This window comes from Paenibacillus sp. JT22N15, from assembly GCF_059383755.1.
The window spans coordinates 55,416-71,793 of sequence record NZ_JBXENV010000024.1 but is presented as its reverse complement, the minus strand read 5'-3'; the positions used below and the strand labels follow the sequence as shown (position 1 = coordinate 71,793).

The following is a 16,378-nucleotide window of genomic DNA, read 5'->3' as shown; positions in this document are numbered from 1 at the left end:
TCTTCATTGTATCGTTGCCGTTGTTCTCCCACTCGCGGACACCTCTTCTTTTTCGTTACGTCTATTATTAGGCGTTCCTTAACGCTGTGTCCACTTTTTATTCTAGTTACAGGAAATCCGTTATTGCCCTCATCAGCTCGTCAAAATGGCTTTTTGCAGCATAATAGCGGCTTCTGAGTCCGCCACATCTCCCTTAACCCGTAATTCGGTTGAAATAGCTGCTGCTGTGTCCGCCAAATTTCTCTTTATGCATTGTACTGCTGCTATTCATTCGTTCATCAAATCAATCGAATCATCAAAAATCCGATTAGCTTCTAGATGAATGTAACGAAGCAATGCTACTAGGTCAGCCAATCGCTTTTCATTTGAATAATAACAGCGGTCAGGACGAAGCCGCTTTATATTAATTGCCTCATAGATTAATCCATGCCACTGTTGAGGTATCACTCCACCATGTAATTGGATTAATATCAGCACCATATCCATTTGAATGAACTTGTTTATTATAGTAGGATATTCGAATGGTTCATACTTAAACAAGTGCATAAAACTCCACATCATTATCCAAATATCCTGTTGTGTAGCTGTATACAACTGCCCGTTAACCCAATGGATTAGGAAAAAAGCAAAAACAGCCCACAATAACGATGTGGACCTTTCTGCTTTCTTTAGGCTACACGTCTCCTATCCCCTCACATCCGAAAATAATCCGAAGGGCTTTTGCCCGTGCTCATTTTGAACACTTGGCTGAAATAGGTCGGATTATTGAAGCCGACCATCTCGCTGACCTCGTACACCATATGATGGCCCGATTGCAAATAGTCGATGGCTTTATGAATGCGGTAATCGTTCAAATAATGCACAAAGTTTTGCCCTGTTACCCGCTTGAACAGCTGGCTTAAATATTTCGGGTGCACGAACAGCTCCTTGGCAATCGCCGCAAAGCTGATTTCCTGGCTGAAATTCGCCGCCACATACTGCTTCACGCTATCGACAAGCCGATTGCTTTTCCGGCCGGAAATTTCCTGCGCCGCGCTTTGCAGCCATTCCTCTACGAGCTCATTCATCCAGCGTGCCAAGTCGCCAAGCGTCAAATGCTGCTGGATGCCCTGCAAAAATTGCGACAGCGTACGCGGCAGCTGATGCTGGGCGAACGCCTCATTCCAGAAAAAAGTCAGCGAGCTGAACAAGCCGACGCAAATCGTCTGAATATCCGTGAGCGAGCCGCTCGCTTCCTTTTGCAGCTGATTATAAATCGCTTCCCACTGCTGGGCTGCCCGCTCCAAATCCTTGTCTGACAGCGCCTCATTCCACTGCTTGAGCAGCGGTGCATATTGGTCATACGTCGTATCCAGCTGTGCCCATTCCGCATAAGGGTACACCTGGCTCGTCCCTTGAAATTCCGCTGCCTCCAGCGCCACGCGGCTTTCCAAATACGAATCGATCAGCTCATGCAAGCTGCTGCGTACCGAACCGATGCCTGCGGTAGCCTCCAGCTTGAGCAGCGCTGTTATTTTTTCCGTCACGCTGTAAGCTAGCTCCTCACATGCCTGGTAAAGCTCGCCCTCCTGTACCTGCTCCGACAGCAGAACGAGCACGAACAGCCGGTCGGAATAATCAATCGCGTAGCCGTGGATGGGCGAGCCGCCCATTTTGCCCGCCAGCATTTCGCGAATGATGTTGTTCGCGCCGAATTTGAGCAGCTGCCAGTCCCGCTCCTTCAGCTTCGTTAGCAGCGCAGGGCGCGTCATTTGCAAGCTCACCGCCGCCACGTGCTTTGGCGAAGGAATGTTCAAATAAGCGAGCCGCTCCTCATGCAGCTCATGCGGCTGATAGCGCGTCGTCAGCAGCTCGGTGAATAATCGCTCGCGCAAATACGGCAGCAGCCGGTCGAGCTCCAACTTGTAATGCTCCTCCAGCCGCAGCTTCTCCGCCTGCAAATCGAGCTCGCCTATAATTTCAGCGAGCACGCCTTCAATTTCCGCTACAGCAGCCGGCTTCAGCAAAAAATGATGAACGCCCCAGCGCATCGCCTGCCGCGCATTTTCAAATTCATCGAAGCCGCTCAAAATAACGATCGGCAGGCCCGCATCCTCCTGCCGCAGCGCTTCGACAAGCGCAAGTCCGTTCATCTGCGGCATATTCACATCGGTAATAACCAGATCCGGTTGAAGCTCGCGGTAGCTCGCCAGCGCCTGCACGCCATTCGCGGCCGTTCCTGCAATGCGCAGCCCCAGCTTCTCCCAGCCCACATGCCGCGTCAGCGCCGCAATAATATGCGGCTCATCGTCTACAAGAAGCACTGATTTCATCCTTATTCACCGTCCAGCAACCGTTTTAATTGGGCTTCCGTTTCAATAATCGGCAGCTTTACTGTCACCTTCACGCCTCCCTGCTCGCTATTTGCGAGCTGTAAGCCATACCATGGCCCGCAATAAAGCTGTAAGCGCGTATGCACATTGCGAATGCCGATTCCTGTCGCCTTGTCCATATGCCAATCATCTGGTAAGCCCCGCCCATTGTCGGTCAGGCTAATCTCCAAATAAGGCGCTTGCCCCGGCACATGCTGCTCGCGAATATCCAGTGCCAGCGCCAGCTTCGACGAGCTGTCCGCTGGGCTGCCATGAATGACCGCGTTCTCAATTAGCGGCTGCAAAATAATTTTCGGAATATAATAGCCGCGCATTTGCGGGTCCATCACCTGCTCGGTATAAGCGATCGGAAATGTCATCCGCTCCTTCTGAATGCTTAGGTAGCAGCGGGCATGCTCCAGCTCATCGCGCACGCGGATGAACAGCTTGCCACCGCTCAGGCCAATTCGCAGCAGCTTGCCGAGCTGGGTAATCATAAAGCTGATATCCTCAGCTTTATAATCGAGCGCCCGCCAATGAATCATATCGAGCGTGTTATACAGAAAATGCGGCTTAATCTGCGCTTCCAGCAAGCTTGTCTGCGCATCTCGCTTCGCCTTGCTCTCTGTCTTCACGTCGTCCATCGACTCCTTCAGTCGCGACACCATATGGTTGAAGCTGTAGGAAAGCTGCACATATTCCTCGGTGAAGGCGCTTGTCGCTTTCGCCTGGAAGTCGCCGCGCTCCAGCCGCTTCATCTCCGCCATCAATCGGCGCAGTGGCTTAATGATGCTTTTCACAAACCAATAGGTCAAAATCGCAGAAAGCAATAAGCTTAATATTCCGATGCCTAGCACATACCAGCCCGCCTGATAGGTCGCCTTCAGCAGCGTTCTGGTCGGGATCGTCTGTACGAGCCGCCACTGCACTGAGCTTGGCTTGGAGAACACGACCAAATACGATTGATCATCCCTGCGCAGCAGCTCATATCCATCACTGAGCGTTTTCGAACGGTCACCCAGCCATTCGGCATCGAGGATGACCTCCTCGCCCTCCACCTGCGAGTCGTTCACCTTCACAATAATGTTGCCCGCCGTATCCACAACGAGCACTTGCCCCTCCAGCACCATCGGCACATCGGCAAAATTACGCAATACATCCTGCTGCGACATGCTGATGACCAGATAGCCCATCGTCCGTCCTTTGCTGTCGAACATATGCTGGGCATACCCGATCAACGATTTCGAGGAAGCGTTTTCTTCTTCCGGAATCCAAATAGCATCCGCCTTCTCTAAGGCTGAAAACCAGTTTTGATCAGCGATTTTGCTGACGGGAAACACTAAATCGGTTGAGCTATACGGAACATCATTAAATTTATCCGTGTAAATTTCAATCGAGCTGATGCCGGAATTGACGACCAGCGTATGATGCAGCAAATCCGAAATGGCCCGCCGTTTGACGAGCATATCGTATTTGGATATGGCGCCAGCCTCCAGCATTTCCTTCACATCCTTGTTGCTGACGACGGAATAGGCCGTATTCGTCATATCGGTCATGAAATCGAATCCGCGATTTGTGCTTTCATTAAGCAAAGCCAGCCGCGCCTTGCTAATTTCGCTAAAGGTCACATCCGAGAAGGAACGGTAGGACAGCCAAATAATCACAAGTAAAAACAATAGGTTCAACAGCACGAAGCAAGCGACCATCAAAGTGGACAGCTTGCTTCTTCGCAAAATCGATTGCCGTAATGAAAAATCTATCGTACGCATCGTAATGTCATCACCCTGACCGTTTGGAGTAAATGAAGCTTACCCTTTAATGCCGGAGGTCGCAATACCTTCAACAAAGTATTTTTGACAGATGATGAAAATGATAAAGCAAGGCAGCAGCGACAGCACCGACATCGCAAACATGGGACCCCAGTCAGATTGCGAGCTGGAATCAAGGAACAGCCTCAGGCCGAGCGGAACCGTGAACTTCGTCACATCGCTCAAATAAATCAATTGGCTGAAAAAGTCATCCCACGTCCAAAGGAAGGTGAAAATGGTCGTCGTAATGAGCGCCGGTACTGCGAGCGGCAGCACAATGCGCCAATAAATTTGAATGAGCCCGCAGCCGTCAATCGTCGCCGCTTCATCCAGCTCCTTCGGCAAGCCGCGAATAAATTGCACTGTCAGAAAAATAAAGAAGCCATCGGTCGCCAGCCATTTTGGCGCAATCAGCGGCAGGAAGCTGTTGACCCAGCCAAGCTGATTAAACAAAATATATTGCGGAATGAGCGTCACATGATGCGGCAGCATAATGGTCAGCAGCATCAGCCCGAAAGCGGCCGCCTTAAATCGGAAGCTTAGGCGGGCGAACGCATAGGCCGCCATCGAGCAGGACAGGACATTTCCAAGAACCGCCCCGATTGAGACGATCATCGAGTTGCCGAGAAAGCGCGAGAATGGATTGCCCTGAATGCCGCTCCAGCCCGCTAAATAATTGCTCCATTGCCACTGCTGAGGCCAAATGCCGATTTCCGTGAAAATCACATTATTGGGCTTAAACGAGCTGCCGACCATCCATAATACCGGATATAACATGACGAAGGCGATCAGCATAATCGCCAAATGCTTGAGCCATACCGTTTTGCGCAGCGTCTCTGCCATCGCTTATTTCCCCCCGTCCTCGTAATGCACCCAGCCTCTGCTGGAGCGAAATATAATGAAGGTGAAGCAGCCGATAATGAGCAGCAGCACCCAGGCCATCGCCGATGCGTAGCCCATTTGGAAAAAAGCGAAGCCTTTTTTGTACAAATAGAGCGAATACATGAGCGTCGAATTCAGCGGGCCGCCAGAGCCGTTGCTGATGACGAATGCCTGCGTAAACGATTGAAACGACGTAATAATTTGCATGACCAAATTGAAGAAAATAACCGGCGTCAAAATGGGCAGCGTAATGCTCCAAAACTGGCGGATTTTTCCCGCTCCATCGACCGAGGAAGCCTCGTAATAATCGGTTGGAATTTGCTTAAGTCCCGATAGAAAAATAATCATCGAGGAGCCAAACTGCCATACCGAGAGCAACACGATGGAATAAAGCGCATATTTCGGGTTCGCGACCCAATCCGGTGCGTGAATGCCTACCTTAAGCAGCACCTGATTCACCAGGCCGTCGCCGCCAAGCATTTTCCGCCATAACATGGAAATCGCAATGCTGCCCCCCAGCAAGGACGGGATATAATAGATGGTCCGGTAGATGCCCAAACCTTTGATTCCTTTGTTAAGCAGCAGCGCCACGCCGAGTGCGAAAATCAGCTTAAGCGGCACCGATGCGAATACATATGTGAAAGTAACCTTGAGCGACGTTCCAAACAGCTTATCAGTCGTAAGCATTTCCGTATAATTGCTGAGTCCCACCCAATTGGGGCTTGCTAGAATGCTGTAATCCGTCAGTGAAAAATAGAGCGACGCCAGCACAGGGCCGAGCGTAAGACAAATGAGGCCGATCAGCCATGGCGCGAGAAAAAATAAGGCGGCGCGGTTATTTTGGCTGGCTGCCGATTTTTTAGCTCGTTTGCTGCGTTTTTGCAGCTTCGTCATCGATGTTGCTGTCATCGCGTTTCCCCTCTTCCCTTGCTTCATGCGTAAACGGCTATCGCCATCGTTGGGCGGCAAACACACGTTTCGCGGTGAAAGATACGCCGATTATCGGGCATGAAGCCTATAATGGCTTTTATATCCAAGGAAAGGCCGCCTCTTTTGCGGGCGGCCACCTTGGCTGCTGCTATTTTGCGTTATCGCTTCATTTACTTGTTATTTAGCTTTGCTGAGCACCGCATTGGAGCTGGTGATAAACTCGTCGATGTTGCTGCTGAGCTCGCCTTGGCCGAAGGCAATCTGCTCGCTAAGCGTTCTAAAGCTTTTATCTACTTCCGAGAAGCCTTGCGGATAAGGCGGGTCAATGTCGCTTTTATCTTTTGCTACCGTATCGACGAAGTTGAAAATCATTTGGTCGGTTTCCGACAGCGTGGACGCCATCTGTGTCCGAATATCCGAGTTGACAGGAACGCCGCGCTCCGAGCCAAGAATAGCCGTCGCTTCTGGATCATTCACCAGGAAATCAATAACCATAGCTACCTCTTTCGGGTGCTGGGTTTTGGAGTAACCGGACATAAACTGTCCTGGCTTGAGGTATTCTCCGCTTTTCACCTCGCCCTTCAAATGGGGCAGCACTTGAATTTTCAACACATCATCCGCATCCTTCATCGCTTTCTGGAACGCGATTAACTGATTTGACCATGTAAAATCCATTGCCCCCGTGCCAAGTGCCAGCGGCCGCGTCTCCAAAGCCGTCGTCATGGTTGCCGTTGCTTCCGGTGAAGTAATAGCCCCGCCCGCCCGCAAATCGTTCCATAGCTGGAACCAGCTTGTGAAATCCTCCTTCGTCGCGCCGAACTTGCCGTCTTCAAACAAAGCGCGTCCGTTCTGGCGAACCATAATTTGAAAAATATTAAAAGTGCCGGAATTGTCAGCCGCCCCGACGTAACCGTCGCCCTTGGCATCTTTAATTTGCTGTGCGATTTTCGCGAAGTCCTCCCACGTCCAGCTTGTATCCGGGTCTGCAATATTCAGTTCCTTGAAAACCTTTGAGCTATATACGACACCTGGCGCATTCACCCCAAGCGTGATCGCGTAAAGCTTGTCATTTACCGTACCGGCTGTAATCATGCTCGGATCATGCTTGTCAATTTTCAGGTCTCCGCTTTGCGTATACGTATCCAAATCAAGAAGCGCATCGCGGTTCGCATAATCAGTCAGGAAAGCGTAATCCATTTGAATGAGATCAGGCGCGTTCGCTCCAGCCACCTGCGTGGACAGCTTGTCAAAATACCCATCCCATCCGGAATACTCCGGCTTAATGACGATATCAGGATGCTTTTGCTGGAACAGCTCGAGCGCTTTGATGGTCAAATCATGACGGGTTTGCGAGCCCCACCAGGTCATTCTCAGCTCGACCTTCTTCGAGTTGCTGCTGCTTCCGCTTCCATTATCTGTGCTGGCCTGGGCCCCCGGCTGTTCCTTGCTGCCTTGTGCCGAGCATCCCCCAAAGATTAGCGACAGGGAAAGGACCATTACGATACCAAACTTGTTTTTAATCATGCTTGACCTCCTGTAACCATTCTTTTTGTAAGTGCTTACAAAAACCATTGTAGACGATTTTTCCGCAACAAAGAATTAACTATGGTAATCTAAATCATCAAAAAGGTAATGCCCCTTTCCCAGTTGCCCTACTAAGACGTGTCTGCAAATGTTAGGGAGCCAGCTGCTGATCCAATTCCAGTTCCTTATCGAAGCCAGCGTCAAACGGATTTCCTCTACTCCCGGGAATGTCATCCCACATGAATGTGAACCTACATCCCGAAAGGCAGCTTCATGCTCTTCGTTCACGCTCTTCGTTCATGCTCTTCGTTCCAGAAGTATACTCACCACACACAGAAAGATTTGCTGGACTCAGGAGACGCTATTTTAACAAAATCACGGGTTAAGGGAGGGTTGGCGGACTCAGGAGACGCTAATGCGCTACCAAAAGCCATTTTGACGAGATAAAGAGGGCAATAATGGATTTCCTGTCCGCGTAAGACCCGAAATCGGATCAAAAGCCAGAATAGCGGAATCTCAGTCCGTCAAAAAAGGACGAGGGAACGTGCCGAGCTGCGTGATTTCAGCAGCAGTGATCTCTGCAACAGCAATCTCACCAGCAGCGGTCTCTGCAACAGCAATCTCTCCAACAGTGATCTCTGCAACAGCGGTCTCACCAGCAGCGGTCTCACCAGCAGCAATCTCTGCAACAATGATCCCAGCAACAACCGCATGCTGCGGTTCCCAAGTCTTGAATCGTCAGATGAGACTGTCCTCAAATTAGTACTAAGCAAGGCGCATCAGGCAGACTCTGGTTTACATACACACTCTTCAATCGCTATTTTTATGCACTTATTCATTTATGCTAGAATAAGAATCATACGCAATTAAGGAGGATTTTACCATGGCGGCTATTTTTCATAATGATTGGGCGGAGCTGCTGAACGCCGAGCTTGCGGAGCCCTATTACCGGGAAATGCGCTCACAGCTCGCCCAGCAATACCGTACCACTACCATTTATCCTAATATGCATCATATTTATAATGCCCTTCATTATACTTCTTTTGAAAATACGCGGGTCGTCATTTTAGGACAGGACCCTTATCATGGCGCTAACCAGGCGCATGGCCTCAGCTTCTCCGTCCAACCCGGCGTGCGCATTCCCCCATCGCTGCAAAATATTTATGAGGAGCTGGCAAATGATCTCGGCTGCACGCCTCCCGCCCACGGCTATCTCGCCTCATGGGCCAAGCAGGGTGTACTGCTGCTTAACGCCGTGCTCACCGTAAGAGCCGGCAGCGCGGGCTCACATCAAGGCATGGGCTGGGAGCGATTTACCGACCGAATCATTGAGGTGCTGAACGAGCGGGAGCAGCCCATCGTATTTATACTGTGGGGCAAGCATGCTCAAGATAAAGCATCCCGTATTGACCGTTCCCGGCATCACCTCATCGCTTCTCCCCATCCAAGCCCTTATTCGGCGGATCGTGGATTTTTCGGGAGCAAGCCCTTTTCCCGCGCCAACGCCTTCCTTCGCAGCATCGGCAGCGAGGAAATTGACTGGCAGCTGCCCATGACGGCGGAGCAGCTGGAGGGATAGGCTTTTCGCCAGCACAACGAACAGCTTCAACAACAACATGCCTAAAAAACATAAAGCAGGCGCTCGTCCGGCCGTACAGCCAGATGGAGCGCCTGCTATTTATTTACATTACTATTGCTGCTTATCATGAATAACCGCACACCGCCTTCATATAGACAGCAAAATCAGCAGCGCAGCGAAAATAACCAGCACCATCAACAGCTGGGTTCCGCATCCTACGCTCATCTCCCCATCCCCTCTCCTTCAATCGAATTAAGCTATTTTGCAAATAAAGAGAAAAGGCTGCGCATCGCTGCGCCGCCTCTTCCCCTTTTCTACTTTCTACAATCCATATCCTGTTTCCTGTTATTCCCAGCTCGCTTGTGTTTAATTGTTCGCCCCAAGTAGCTGGTTAATGATAACCGCGGCCTGTGCTCTTGTTGCATGGTTCTTCGGCTCGAAGCTGCCATTGCCTGTTCCTTTAATGATGCCTGCGCTTTGCATAGCATCTACTGCCTGCTTCGCATAGCTGGAAATCGCCGAACTGTCTTTGAATTCACTTAGCTGACCTTGTGCATTCAGCTTCAGCTCAAGCTTCTGAATGACGCGGTGGGCCATAACGGCCATATCCTCACGCGTAATCTCATCATTAAAGCCAAAGGTGCCATTGGCTTTGCCTTCAACAATTCCGAGCGCCTGGGCGCTTGCCACGGAGCTGTAATACCAGCTGCCTGGCTGCACATCGCTAAACGTGCTCGCTGCATCCACCTGCTCCAAATCGAACGTTTGCAGCAGCATTTTCAGAAATTGCGCACGCGTTACTTGCTGATCCGGCTTAAAGGCCTGATTGCCCATGCCATCAATAATGCCTCTGGCAGCAAGCGATTCAATGCTGTCCTTTGCCCATGCTACACGGTCAATATCTTTAAATTGAATGTTGACGTGCGCTGCTGCATATTTGCTGAAATGCTCGGGTCTAAAGGTGACGAGGCCTGCCGATGCATCATATTTGCTATTTTTCACAATTTGCAATTCGCCATTAGCATCCATGTAATAGACGACCACTTTAATCGGACTTTCTCCTGCTTTCAGGCTGTAGTCCAAAGCCACTTTAACATGGCCCCCGAAAGAAGAAATCGCTTTGCCATCAATCGTCAACGTCAAATCATACACTTTTGCATTCCCGAGCTGAGCTTTCGCTTCGGAGGAAAGATTGCTGATATCGGCCTCAGCGGCGGATATTTCCAGCTTCCCTGCACCAGCCCCTATTTGTCCGGAAAGCCAAGCTGTATCCAGCACAAAACTCGCTAGCCCTAGATTCACTTCTAATTGGCTCACTTGTTTGCCGGAAGCCGCTTTCAGCGCCTGCGCTGGAAGCGTTACTTGAATGGAGCTTGCTTCACCAGTTGGCACAGCGGTAATCGCAAGTTTTTTGCCTGCTGCTTCGTCCAGTCCTTTCGTCAGCTCAGCCGAAGTCACTTCTGCCGATGCTTTGCCGCCAGCATCTACCGTTACGACAGGCTTAAGCTCAACATGGGCAGGAGCCGGAGCTAACGTCGGTGGAGTCGTTGTCCCCGTTCCACCCGATCCAGAGCCTGATCCAGGGTTCACCGTTCCAGCCGCCTTTATCGTTACAACGAGCTCGCCGCTCACTGCTGAGCCGTCATTTGCGGTCGCCGTCACCTTCACTTTGCCTGCCGCCACTGCCGACAGCAAACCATTTGTATGAATCGTTGCAAGCGTTGTGGCTGAGCCATCTTCATTTGCAACGGCCCACGTTACCGACTTGTTCGTCGCTCCGCTAGGCGAGAATACCGGGCTAAGCTGCATCTGTTGTCCTGCCGTTACCTCCTGCGAAGGAGCGGAAATACTAAGGCCGGTTGCTGCAATCGCGTTCGTACGAATATTCGGTCTTGCTGGCATCTCCATATCTGTGCCTAGATAGAAGCTTGTATGCGGCGGCTGGTTGTAGCCCGTATTTTGCCAGGCGATGCCGAGTCTGTACACCGGATCATGCATAAGCGTATGAATCCGATGCTCCGTTACAGCAGTCGTGGTATAAATGCGCAGCGCGCTGCTGTCTTCCGTCCGCACCACCACCTCCTCGCGCCAGTCTCCAAGTAGATCAGCCTGCAGGTTCGGATTGCCTTTCGTATCATTATTGGAATAAGTGCCTGTAAATGTTTCTAAGTTAACGAGTGTCTCGTTCTCATAATCCCACTTGTCGATTTTTGGCACGCCTACACGAGGATCGCCGAGCCAATTATGATCAAGCAGCTCGCGGCTGAGGTCGCCATCCCACCAAATCGCAAAGTTGGACGTTGGAATGCTCGCGGACAGCTTTTCCCCTTTCGCATTAAACAGGCCACCTGTCGAGCTGTTCCATGCGCCGTCGATTGCCCATGATTCCGCGCCTTTATGCCTTGGGTCAATGTCGGCTGACAAACCGCGGCCAGCATCTATGCCGAGCTGCAGCTGTCCCCATAATACACGGCCTGTTCGCGCATCCTTCATATCGTAGGAATATTTAACAGCGGTATCCTCTTGCACCGCAAACAATTCAAGTCCCAGTCGATCCGGATTAAGATTGCTCAGATGCATCGCATCGCCATGGCCGAGCTTGGAGCTCCACAGCCCCTTTCCATTATCGTCAATAGCTGCCGCGCCTGTAATAATTTCATCCCGTCCATCATTATCCACATCAGCAACGCTTAGCTGGTGATTGCCTTGGCCGTAATAATCTTCATTGCCTGGCGTTTTGGAATCGAACGTCCATACCTTCGTCAGCTCGCCATCGCGATAGTTGTACGCGACAAGCACCATGCGCGTGTAATAACCGCGCTGCATGACGATGCTTGGACGCTCGCCATCGAGATAGGCAATCGCCGCTAGGAAACGGTCAACGCGATTGCCGTAAGCATCGCCCCAATCCGCGACATTGCCCCGCTCCGGCTCATAAGCATCCGTTGCCAGCGCTTTGCCTGTCGCACCTTCAAACACCGTATGGAACTCCGGTCCGGTCAAAATATATCCGCTGGCGTTGCGGTGATCCGCATTGGCATCGCCAATGACAACGCCGCTTCCGTCAATCGTGCCATCCGCTGTGCGGAACGTCACCTCGGCTTTGCCGTCACCATCCAGATCGTAGACCATTATGTCGAGATAGTGGGCGCCTGCGCGCATATTTTTGCCTAAATCCATTCGCCACAGACGTGTGCCGTCAAGCTTATAAGCATCAACATACACATTGCCTGTATAGCCAGCCTGTGAATTGTCCTTCGCATTGCTAGGCATCCAGCTCATAATAATTTCGTATTGCCCGTCTCCGTCCAAATCGCCAACGGAAGCATCATTCGCCGAATACGTATAAGCTACGCCATCTGGGGTTACGCCGCCTTCCGGCTTCTCAAGCGGAATATTCAAATAATTCGTATCCCATACGTCAACCGATTCCGATTGCGGCTGCTCCACTCCACCTGTAATGGCCCGCACATAATACGTTGAGCTGCTGCTTCCGCTCGCATCCGCGTAGTTCGTGCTGCCTGTAATTGGCGTGCTGTTCAGCTTCGCGCCATCACGGTACAGGTTGAAGGCAATATCCTCTGCATCGGTGCCCAGCAGGCGCCAGCCTACATACACATGATCGGTTTCCTTTACAGCAACGAGGCCGCGGTCGAGCGCTTCCATTTGGCGAGGTGCCAGCTTGATTGGCGTTTCGCTTATTTCCACGCCGCTTGCCTCGCTAACCGCTTCACCCGCATATTCATAAGCGCCTTTGACCACGAATGAATAGGTCGTTCCATTCGATAGCCCCGCTATAGTCGAAATGTATTTGCCCGCTGGCACCGTATCGGCCAGTGTCAAGGAACCGTCTTCATTTTTCAAATAAACGCGAGTTTCCTTAAAAGCAGGGTCCTGAGGCTGTTCCCAGCCGATTTTGACTGTTTGATCATGTGCTTCGGTGACGACATACGTCACATTAGGTGACTTTTCCAGCTTATTGACTTTCACCTTGTACGTACGGCTAATGTCTGTAAAAGCAGACGAGCCTACCGAAATGCCAAACTCCGTCTCGTCGCCTGTCAAAGGTATGGTGCTCTGCTGTCCGCTGGCTATCGAATTGGCATCCAATTTCAGTCCAACAAATCCAGCGTTGCTTGCCGTTGGTGTTACATCCAGCGAAGTCGCCGAATACGGCACCTCTACCGAATAATCGTACACGCCTGGATCAAATGGCGGATTAAGCACAGGTGCAAAGTCGCCTGAGCCAAGCACTAGGCTAGCGAGCTTCACGTCAAGCGCGGTTACACGCACATTCGTCACATTGATTTGACCGCCATTCGGGTTGACATAGAAGCCAAAGCTGCTGATCCGCTCCCGATTGCTGTAAAAAGCGGATGGCCAATTCACCGTCTCGTCCGTCGTCAAATCGGTAACGCTTACATGATATTGCTTGCTTGGCACATTAAATACCATTTTGAAACGGTACCAATGCGTCACATCATAAGCAATCTGCTTATCCGCAGCTGCGTTATGCTGCTTGATAACGCCAGCATCCAGCTGGTAGCGAGCAGCGGCTGCATTGGTTGCATTCACCTTGCCATCCATTACCCATAGCGAGCCGCCTTTACCCGTTGGCAGATTGACATCAAACTCGACGATTAAACCGCCGCTTTCTCCGGCAAAACGTTGGCCAATATAAGAGGAGCCAGTCGATTCATTCGTAACCGCCCCATAAGTAGAACCTGTAACGGAATCCTGCTTAACTATAAAAGCTGGCGCAGCGCCTTCCTTCGTCCAAGTGTTACCGCTTCCAATTGTTAAATCGCCAAGCGCATAGCTGCTGAAATCATCGGCTACAAGCACCGAATCAGCTGCTGCGGCAGGCATAGAAAAGGCTGGGACTAAGAGAGTAAGTGCTAAAAGACATGACAGGAACTTCGACATCGCTGCGGTTCCTTTCCCCTTCTTGCGCATGAGCATTACCGTTATGACCTCCCTGAAATTAGGTTTGTATTCCGCCTTTCTCCAGCAGGGCTGCTATCTCCCACGCGGAAATAAAGCGCTTTCCAAAATAGGCAAACCTGCCAAGCGTAAACGGCTTTCGCCGTCATCTGGCGGCAAAGCTACCCACCATTGCCTGTCTGGAGAATACTTCTCCAATTATAGGGAATTTCCCGAAATAAACCACGCCAAAAAACAGAGCTGTTTGATTAAAAACTAGACATTTTATCCAATTGCATTTAAATTTTTATCTGGATTGTACCGATTCCAACTCCGTCCTAGGGCGTGTATGCAAACGTAAGCGAGTCCGCGCCCGAACCTGAACCCGATAGATGCCTGCGTCAAACATTCTCCTTCTACTACCGGGAATGTCACAACTTATGAATCTAAAACTATCTACCGAAGGTCTGCTTCATGCTCTTCGTTCAATGGTTCGCTCCCTGCACCTAGGACACAAAAACAGAAAGACACAAAACACAAAGACGAAGACCAAGACGAAAGGTAGACTTCGTGGACACAATTCGGCGGACACAGCAGCCGCTATTTCAACAGAATCGAGGGTTTTGCACAGGCTGCGGACTCAGGAGCCGCTAATGTGCTGAAAGTCGTCATTTTGAAGGGATTACGAAGGCAATAGCGGATCTCCTGTCCGCTTAAGGCCCAAAATCGAAGCAAAAGCCAAAATAGCGGAATCTCTGTCCTAAAAAATGGAGTTGTGCGTCCCAAGCTGCGTGTTCTCAGCAACTGTGGACTCAGCCAACAGTACTCTGAGCAACGGCAGTCTCAACAACAGCAGTATCAGCAACGGCAGTATCAGTAACAGCAGTTTCAGCAACGACAGTTTCTGCAACGGCAGTCTCAGTAACAGCAGGCTCAGCAACGGCAGTATCAGCAACAGCAGCTTCAGAAACGACAGTTTCTGCAACGGCAGTATCAACAACGACAGTATCAGCAGCAGTCTTCCCAGCCACAACGAACTCCGTAACAATTGCATGAACTTGTGTCTTATGACTTAAATAAACAGTTGAAAGTCGCCTCGAATTAGCGCCAAGCTAGGTGCAGCATCAGGAAGGGCTCCCGTTTGCATACACCTCCTAGTTCAAATTAAAAAAATCGGCCCAGCCGCACTGCCCTCCAAAAAAAGGAAAGGCAAATCCAGCTGAACCACCGTTTTCTTTTATATAGTGCCTTTAAAATGCTTCATCACAAGCTGTGTCTCCGGCTCCGGCTCGCAATTTAATTCTTCATGAAGCAATCTTGCAAAATCATCGTAATAGAGAACAAGTGCCTCCTGGTCGCCCATCTGGCCTAGCAGATTTAATATTTGCCGGCACAGCTCATCCGAATATGGCTCCTGCTCATGCAGCAGCAGCAGCCTTTTGAGCGCCTCCTGCTCGTGACCAGCATTCATCTCATAATGGATAAGGCTGCGGACAAGCCGCACATATTTCGCTCTAAGCTCATCCCGGCGCTGCCTCGCCCACAGAAAATCATGCTCTTCAAAATAGTCTCCCGCATACAGGCTGAGCGTCTGTTCCGCCGCAATACGCTGCTGCTCCGTCTCAATGGCGCGGATCGCGGCAGCTCCCTGCTCAAACTGCTCGACATCCAGCTTTAATCCATTGCTTGTCAGACGATAGCTGTCGAGCGCAAACTCAACGAGCGCCACTACTTTCCAATCTTTCATCAGCTTGCGAATTTGATAGACGGACGTATGCAGCAGCATCATCGCTTTCTCATAATCCGAATCAGGCCATAACGTGTCCAGAAGCTGCTGCTTGGCGACCCATTGATCTTTATAATGCAGTAAAAAAGCAAACAGCTCCTGCGCTTTCAGCGTCCGCAGCCGGAGGCTCGTATTCGTTTTTCCATCGTCATGAAATGCCAGCCGCTTGAAGCAGAGCACCTGCCTGCCGGGCAGCTTCTGCTGCTCCGGCTTGCCCCGGCTGTAATCTTCTATAATTCGAGTAATTGTCTTTTTAAACCGTTCCGGATGAACCGGCTTCAGCAAATAATCGAGTGCATTGAGCTCAAACGCTTCAATCGCGTATTCCGAGTAGGCCGTTATGTATACGATGCGTATGTCAGGGTTAATGCTGCGGATATGCTCCGCCGCCTCAAGACCGTTGAGCCCCGGCATATTAATGTCCAGAAAAACGATGTGTGCGGGTGTGGCCCGTACACTTTGAATGCCATCTCTGGCCGAAGTAAATTTTTCTGCCACCTGCAAGCGTCCGTCCCGCTCGAACAACCATTCAATGTGAGCGAGCGCCGGCTTTTCATCATCAATTAAAATGACTCTCATCGCCACCGACTCCCTT

12 protein-coding genes are annotated in these 16,378 nt (G+C 50.7%); 3 read left to right on the top strand and 9 right to left on the bottom strand.

Annotation, left to right across the window (positions count from 1 at the left end):
- Window positions 1–267: 267 nt before the first annotated feature.
- From AC50X8_RS30870 to AC50X8_RS30850, 5 genes are all read right to left on the bottom strand, one after another.
- The gene (locus AC50X8_RS30870; RefSeq protein WP_494883419.1) at window positions 268–486 is read right to left on the bottom strand and encodes a hypothetical protein; all 219 of its coding nucleotides are present in this window, start codon (window positions 484–486) and stop codon (window positions 268–270) included.
- A gap of 206 nt (window positions 487–692) precedes the next feature.
- On the bottom strand, window positions 693–2,312 hold the full coding sequence (locus AC50X8_RS30865) for a response regulator (RefSeq protein WP_494883417.1): 1,620 nt from the start codon (window positions 2,310–2,312) through the stop codon (window positions 693–695).
- A gap of 2 nt (window positions 2,313–2,314) precedes the next feature.
- Window positions 2,315–4,120, bottom strand: a complete 1,806-nt coding sequence (locus AC50X8_RS30860) for a cache domain-containing sensor histidine kinase (protein ID WP_494862241.1) — start codon at window positions 4,118–4,120, stop codon at window positions 2,315–2,317.
- A gap of 39 nt (window positions 4,121–4,159) precedes the next feature.
- Window positions 4,160–5,002, bottom strand: coding sequence for a carbohydrate ABC transporter permease (locus AC50X8_RS30855; RefSeq protein ID WP_056035437.1), 843 nt, complete (start codon window positions 5,000–5,002; stop codon window positions 4,160–4,162).
- A 3-nt stretch (window positions 5,003–5,005) separates the two neighbouring features.
- On the bottom strand, window positions 5,006–5,950 hold the full coding sequence (locus AC50X8_RS30850) for a carbohydrate ABC transporter permease (protein WP_494862243.1): 945 nt from the start codon (window positions 5,948–5,950) through the stop codon (window positions 5,006–5,008).
- On the opposite strand from AC50X8_RS30850, the gene AC50X8_RS30845 reads away from it, so the two are divergent.
- Window positions 5,938–6,156: a hypothetical protein gene (locus AC50X8_RS30845; protein ID WP_494883415.1), complete on the top strand. Its 219-nt coding sequence runs from the start codon at window positions 5,938–5,940 to the stop codon at window positions 6,154–6,156. The two genes, AC50X8_RS30850 and AC50X8_RS30845, sit on opposite strands and share 13 nt — an antisense overlap.
- Here the strand turns inward: AC50X8_RS30845 and AC50X8_RS30840 are convergent.
- Window positions 6,149–7,495 (bottom strand): ABC transporter substrate-binding protein, encoded by a 1,347-nt coding sequence (locus AC50X8_RS30840; RefSeq protein ID WP_494883413.1) that lies wholly within the window; start codon window positions 7,493–7,495, stop codon window positions 6,149–6,151. The two genes, AC50X8_RS30845 and AC50X8_RS30840, sit on opposite strands and share 8 nt — an antisense overlap.
- 883 nt (window positions 7,496–8,378) lie before the next feature.
- Between AC50X8_RS30840 and AC50X8_RS30835 the strand changes: the two genes are divergently transcribed.
- Entirely contained in the window at window positions 8,379–9,074 is a 696-nt protein-coding gene (locus AC50X8_RS30835; RefSeq protein ID WP_494883411.1) for a uracil-DNA glycosylase, read from the top strand.
- A 366-nt stretch (window positions 9,075–9,440) separates the two neighbouring features.
- Here the strand turns inward: AC50X8_RS30835 and AC50X8_RS30830 are convergent, their stop codons facing one another.
- Window positions 9,441–14,036 (bottom strand): rhamnogalacturonan lyase family protein, encoded by a 4,596-nt coding sequence (locus tag AC50X8_RS30830; RefSeq protein ID WP_494883409.1) that lies wholly within the window; start codon window positions 14,034–14,036, stop codon window positions 9,441–9,443.
- Between AC50X8_RS30830 and AC50X8_RS30825 the strand changes: the two genes are divergently transcribed.
- Window positions 14,029–14,277, top strand: coding sequence for a hypothetical protein (locus AC50X8_RS30825; RefSeq protein WP_494883407.1), 249 nt, complete (start codon window positions 14,029–14,031; stop codon window positions 14,275–14,277). The genes AC50X8_RS30830 and AC50X8_RS30825 overlap by 8 nt on opposite strands.
- A 532-nt stretch (window positions 14,278–14,809) precedes the next feature.
- On the opposite strand, the gene AC50X8_RS30820 is transcribed toward AC50X8_RS30825, so the two are convergent.
- Window positions 14,810–15,028: a hypothetical protein gene (locus AC50X8_RS30820; RefSeq protein WP_155973258.1), complete on the bottom strand. Its 219-nt coding sequence runs from the start codon at window positions 15,026–15,028 to the stop codon at window positions 14,810–14,812.
- A 206-nt stretch (window positions 15,029–15,234) separates the two neighbouring features.
- A complete protein-coding gene (locus AC50X8_RS30815; RefSeq protein WP_056037443.1) occupies window positions 15,235–16,362 on the bottom strand; it encodes a response regulator in 1,128 nt (375 codons plus the stop codon).
- Window positions 16,363–16,378: the final 16 nt, after the last annotated feature.